This window comes from Natronomonas sp. (genome assembly GCF_028274965.1).
Classification (GTDB): Archaea; Halobacteriota; Halobacteria; order Halobacteriales; family Haloarculaceae; genus Natronomonas.
The window spans coordinates 1-5070 of the sequence record NZ_JAQCNO010000006.1 but is presented as its reverse complement, the minus strand read 5'-3'; the positions used below and the strand labels follow the sequence as shown (position 1 = coordinate 5070).

Annotated in this window: 7 protein-coding genes; 5 read left to right on the top strand and 2 right to left on the bottom strand. The window is 65.9% G+C overall.

Annotation, left to right across the window (positions count from 1 at the left end):
• The coding region (locus Q0916_RS01210) for a 3-hydroxyacyl-CoA dehydrogenase family protein (RefSeq protein ID WP_299233243.1) at positions 1-150 on the top strand (150 nt) is incomplete at its 5' end.
• 24 nt (positions 151-174) lie between these two features.
• Here Q0916_RS01210 and Q0916_RS01205 read toward each other — a convergent pair.
• Positions 175-1299: an acyl-CoA dehydrogenase family protein gene (locus Q0916_RS01205; RefSeq protein WP_299233240.1), complete on the bottom strand. Its 1125-nt coding sequence runs from the start codon at positions 1297-1299 to the stop codon at positions 175-177.
• Between the two features lie 240 nt (positions 1300-1539).
• Between Q0916_RS01205 and Q0916_RS01200 the strand changes: the two genes are divergently transcribed.
• Positions 1540-2286 carry a DUF47 domain-containing protein gene (locus Q0916_RS01200; protein WP_299233237.1) on the top strand — a complete coding sequence of 249 codons (747 nt, stop codon included), beginning with the start codon at positions 1540-1542 and terminating at the stop codon, positions 2284-2286.
• Between the two features lie 553 nt (positions 2287-2839).
• Positions 2840-3046 carry a DUF7511 domain-containing protein gene (locus Q0916_RS01195; protein WP_299233234.1) on the top strand — a complete coding sequence of 69 codons (207 nt, stop codon included), beginning with the start codon at positions 2840-2842 and terminating at the stop codon, positions 3044-3046.
• 118 nt (positions 3047-3164) lie between these two features.
• On the opposite strand, the gene Q0916_RS01190 is transcribed toward Q0916_RS01195, so the two are convergent.
• Positions 3165-3872: a metallophosphoesterase family protein gene (locus tag Q0916_RS01190; RefSeq protein WP_299233232.1), complete on the bottom strand. Its 708-nt coding sequence runs from the start codon at positions 3870-3872 to the stop codon at positions 3165-3167.
• Between the two features lie 386 nt (positions 3873-4258).
• Between Q0916_RS01190 and Q0916_RS01185 the strand changes: the two genes are divergently transcribed.
• Both Q0916_RS01185 and Q0916_RS01180 read left to right on the top strand, forming a co-directional pair.
• Entirely contained in the window at positions 4259-4393 is a 135-nt protein-coding gene (locus Q0916_RS01185; protein ID WP_299233231.1) for an AbrB/MazE/SpoVT family DNA-binding domain-containing protein, read from the top strand.
• A gap of 5 nt (positions 4394-4398) precedes the next feature.
• Positions 4399-5070, top strand: a 672-nt coding sequence (locus Q0916_RS01180; RefSeq protein WP_299233227.1) for an RNA-guided endonuclease InsQ/TnpB family protein, incomplete at its 3' end; no start/stop codon positions are given.

Here is a 5070-nt window from a genome sequence, read left to right as displayed (position 1 = left end):
CACATCGGTCTCGACATCTGTCTGCACGCGACGGAGACCCTCCGCGAGGAACTGGGCGATCGGTACACGCCGGCGTACCTGCTCACGCGGAAGGTCGAAGCGGGCGATCTCGGCAAGAAGACCGGCGAGGGGTTCTACGAGTACGACTGACCGCGAAGGCGGACGCGAGCGCGGTCACTCCCCGATGTGGCGGGCGATGATCTCCTTTTGGATCTCGGAGGTCCCCTCGTAGATGGTCGTGATCTTCGCGTCCCGGTAGTACCGCTCGACGTCGAAGTCCTTCGTGTACCCGTAGCCGCCGTGGACCTGTACCGCCTCGTTGGCGACGTCGACGGCCGTCTCGCTGGCGAAGTACTTCGCCATGCTCGCGGCCATCGGATCGACCCCCTCCTCGTTCTTCTCGGCGGCGTCCCGCGTCAGGAGCCGCGCGGCCTTGACCTCTGTCGCCATGTCCGCGAGCTTGTGCGCGATGGCCTGGTGCTCGGCGATCGGCTTGCCGAACTGTTCGCGCTCGTCGGCGTACTCGATCGCCGCGTCCAGAGCGGCCTGGGCGACGCCGACCGCCTGGCTCGCGATGGCGATGCGGCCCCCCGTGAGGATCGAAAAGGCCGCCTTGAGGCCCGCCCCGACCTCGGTGAGGCGGTTCGACTCTGGGATCCGCGCCCCGTCGAAGCGCAGCGTCGTCGTGTCGCTCGCCCGCAACCCGAGTTTGTCCTCCTTTTTGCCGACCTCGACGCCGTCGGTGTCCGTGGGGACGAGAAACTGCGTCACCGAGTCGGGGTCCTCGCGGTCGGTCTTCGCGAACAGGACGACGACGCCCGCCCGTGTGCCGTTCGTGATCCACTGCTTTTTGCCGTCGATGACGTACTCGTCGCCGTCCTTTTTGGCCTCGGTTGACATCTCCGCCGGGTTCGATCCGGCGTCGGGCTCCGAGAGCGCGAACGCGCCCACAGGGCGGCCCTCGGCCATCGCGGGGAGCCACTCCTCGCGGTGGGTCTCCGTTCCGAACTCCTCGATGCAGGCGGTCGCGAGACAGTGTACCGACAGCGCCGTCGCGACCGAGAGGTCCCCGCGGGCCAACCGCTCGTTGATGACGCTGTAGGTCACCTGATCGGCGTCAAACCCGCCGTAGGACTCCGAGACGGTCAAGCCCGTCATCCCGAGGTCGGCGAGGCCGTCCCAGACGTCTTCGGGGAACGTCTGCGTCTCGTCGGCCTCCGAGGCCCGCGGCCGAACCTCGTTGTCGACGAACTCGGTCACCGTCTCCTCGATGAGTCGCCGCTCGCTCGCCAGTGACATACGGGCTCCACGGCGCGAACGGACATAATTCGTGCGGTCACGCGGGGGCGAACGACCCCGTTGCCCCCTCCGCCGTCGCCGTCACCCTCGCCTGTCGTCCGCGGCGCCAAACGCTGTGTCGGCTCTCGGATCGCACTCCCTGGCCACCTCGGTACCCCTCGGGAGGGCTCGTTTCGGGCACCGAGCGGTATATAGGGCTCATACAAACCGACTTACCGCACAGCGCCCTCCGCACGCCCGATGTCACCCAACGGCGACACCGGCTTCGCGTCGGAGCTGATAGCGATCACGACCGAGTACGCCGACCGGATAGAGCAAAGCGTCGCCTTCCTGCACGAGGCCTACGAGGGCTACGGAAACAACGGACCGTACCACGGCGCAATCGAGCGGGTTCGGGCGGCCGAAAGCGAGTGCGATCGGTACCACCGCCGGGTGCGCTACCTGCTCGCGGGGGCCGAGCCCGGGGACTTCGGGCTGCTCGGCTCGCGGTTTTACATGAACCGGACCCACCTCCTCGGAATGTACGACTCCCTCGACGAGGTGGCGAACCGGGCCGAGGAGGCCGCCTCGAACCTGACGACGATGCACTCGCCGCACAGCGAGGAGTTGTTCGAACGGCTGACGCGGCTGGCCGCCGCCTCCGTGCGCGCCGCGGGAGAGCTCCGGGAGGCGCTCGCGACGCTCACCCGGTGTCTGCGGACCACGAACGCCTCCGAGACCATCGACGGGCACATCCGAACGGTCCGGGAGATCGAAAGCGAGGCCGACACGCTCCGCAACGAGGTCGTCTCCGCGGCGTTCAACGACCCCGAGATCGACGACCCGCTCGTCGTGCGGGCGATCGCGCGGAGCCTCGACGACGTCATCAACGCGATCGAGGACACCACCGACCGGATCGCCGTCGTCGCCAGCGTCGAACCGGGCATCCCCGTCGTCGACCCGGACGATCTCTCGGCAGGCGACGGCGAGGCCCAGCGTCCGTCCTGACCGGACGGGACCTATCTTGATACAGCGAGAGAATCCCGCCGTTTACGGCGGGCGTGAATCGCGTAAGCTCCGTGAAGCAACCGCCATGATTCCTTCAAACCGGAGATTTATACCCCCGAAACCCGTTGCATGACGTGTGCCGAGGCGGCCTTGACCGCCCAACTAAACGGATAATATCGGATTCGGTGAGTCCACGTCCGAAGGAATCCCCTTCGGGCCGCTGGATTCCCGGCAAACACGGTAACTCCGAATCCCACTCGGGATAGGAGTAACGGTGGTCTGGCCCCGCCAGTAGACCCGTCATGCCGACCGGTCTGCAAACCAGCAAATCTCCCAACGCTGCGGTACGGGAAGCCTCGTCGTTTACGACGAGGAGGAGGTCACCATGGGCCCGAAGGCGTCGAAAGCCCCGACAGTCCCACCGCACCGGGCGGGTCGCGTCCGCGTCCCCGCGGTCCGTTCGGGTCTGAACGTCTATAGATGTCGCCGGAGCGGTACGGGCGGTTATTATAAGTCTTCAAGCGCCGCCGCCTCGGAGTGAACGCACCACCGAATGACAGACGACGCCGACACCCGGAGCGAACCGACGGACGCACCGTACGACGACCGGAGACCGCGGCTGCGCGGTCGTCGGGTGAGCCTCCCCGACGGCTCGGAGACGTACACCGTGTTCCTCGAGGACGCGGCCGGGGGCGCGGAGACGTCGGCCTGGCTGACCGTCGACGCCGACCACGTCGTCGATCTCGGCTCGACGCGGTGACCGCGCGCCTCGGGCGACCCGAACCGAGCCGTCGAGCCGTCGAACCGCCGAATCCGCCCTCGGCGGGTCCTCCGCGCTCCTCGCCCGCAACGCCCGGGTTTCGGGCTCGAAGAGCCGCTCAGGCCGAGTTCGGTGCCGGCGACAGGAACTTCTCGTCGGGGCGCTCGCTGTAGGCCCGGCCGGCGTCGACGCGGACCGTCTCGTCGCGCCGGGGCTCGTAGGCGGTCAGCGACCCGCCGTACACACAGCCCGTATCGAGCCCGGCGGCGTTCGGGCGGACGATCGGCTCCTCGAGGACGGTGTGTCCGAAAAAGACCCGCGGCGGCCCCTCGTGTTCGTCGAACCAGTAGGGCCCGGTGTACCCGCCCTCTGGGGCGAGCGATCTGACGTTCTGGAGGTCCTCGACGGTGTGTCCGGCGGTGGGCTTGCGCGGGTCGACGCCGGCGTGTACGACCATCGCCCCCTCCCAGGAGATCGCCACCGGAAGCGACGCGATCCAGTCTAAATCGTCCTTTTCGAGGCCCGGAAGGCGCTTTTCGCCGCGGAGGAGCTTCTCCTCGTTGTTGCCCCGGACGGAGCGCATGTTCGGCGACGAGCGGACGAGTTCGACGACGCCGCGGCTGTCGGGGCCCTTCCTGACGAGATCGCCGACGAAGACAACGAGATCCTCCGGCGTCGGATCCAGCGCCGAGAGCAGTCCCTCCAGTTCCTCGCGGCACCCGTGGACGTCCCCGACGACGTAGACGCGGTCCCACTCGGATCGATCGATCCGCTCGTGTTGGGCCTCGATCCCGTCGCCGAACTCCGGGCGTCCGTCCCCGTTCATACCAATAGTTCGACCCATCAGATAAAATCCGTTTCTATGTGCGTCACCGTGAGATATGTACCCATACGGAGCGCCCCCGCGTGGCGACCGGAGGGACGGACCCCGCGTTCTGTCACTCAGAACCCGCCCAGCGACGGGAGCGCTACTGCTTCGGCCTTGGCCGTGAGTGCGTACACACAGGCGGTAACACCCACGACGACCAGACTGACCGCCGCGGCGAGTCCGACGTCACCAAACAGCTGTTCTACAGGTGGTACGAGGCGAGTGCCTCGGGGCTTGACCGAGGGTGAAGCCGACAGTGACCGACCAGCCGCCGGGTTGTTTCTCCCTTCCCACAGGCCCACAGTATCGAAACAGTTATTTCGAGCCAATCAGAATGAGTGTGTATGGATCAGATAGAGATGGAATGTTACCCGACTGTCCGTGACCGGGGACAGGTCACAATACCCGAAGATGTACGCGAACCGCTCGGTATCGAGACGGGCGACCGTATCAAACTCACTGTCGAACGACTGGACTAACTCGCATGGACGTAACGCTTCGCTGTCGTGCATATCCCGACGAGGAAACCGCCAGCGAAGCGTGGCGTCACATCGAAATCCATCGGCAGATACGGAACCACGCCATCCGCGACTACTACTCTCACGACTACGGACACCGGCCAACCGCCTACGACCAGCACCGCAAACTCACCGACTGGAAACAGCGGTGGTCGCTCTTTTCGGAAGTCTCGGCACACGCCGCTCAACAGACCGTTTCGGAGATACACAAGAACGTCGAGACGCAGAAAGGGCGGCGAGAAAACGGCCACAAGACAGGCCGGCTGAAGTGGCAGGGAAGCAGCGAACGTCGATCAGTCGCGTATCAGTCTGAAGGCTTCGACGTGAATCACACCACGGGCCAAGACGGGTACGCCACTGTTCGCCTCTCGAAAATCGGTCACATCCCGATCCGAGCGCACCGAGAACTCCCCACGACCGAGAACATCAATCGCGTCGTGCTGAAGAAGGAGCGAACCGGCGACTGGTTCGTCTGTCTCGTCACGGAACGCCCGGACGAGAGCCTTCCCGAAAAGCCCGACCCCAGTACGCTCGACCCTGCCGACTGCGTGGGCGTAGACCTTGGGATTCTCTCGTACATCCACACCAGCGACGATACGGCGGTGGATATGCTCGACCTGTCCGACGAGTACGACCGC

Coding starts and splice junctions, on each gene's coding strand:
- Q0916_RS01205 (WP_299233240.1), bottom strand. CDS start 1,299: ATGTCACTGGCGAGCGAGCGGCGACTCATCGAGGAGACGGTGACCGAG.
- Q0916_RS01195 (WP_299233234.1), top strand. CDS start 2,840: ATGACAGACGACGCCGACACCCGGAGCGAACCGACGGACGCACCGTAC.
- Q0916_RS01200 (WP_299233237.1), top strand. CDS start 1,540: ATGTCACCCAACGGCGACACCGGCTTCGCGTCGGAGCTGATAGCGATC.
- Q0916_RS01190 (WP_299233232.1), bottom strand. CDS start 3,872: ATGAACGGGGACGGACGCCCGGAGTTCGGCGACGGGATCGAGGCCCAA.
- Q0916_RS01185 (WP_299233231.1), top strand. CDS start 4,259: ATGGATCAGATAGAGATGGAATGTTACCCGACTGTCCGTGACCGGGGA.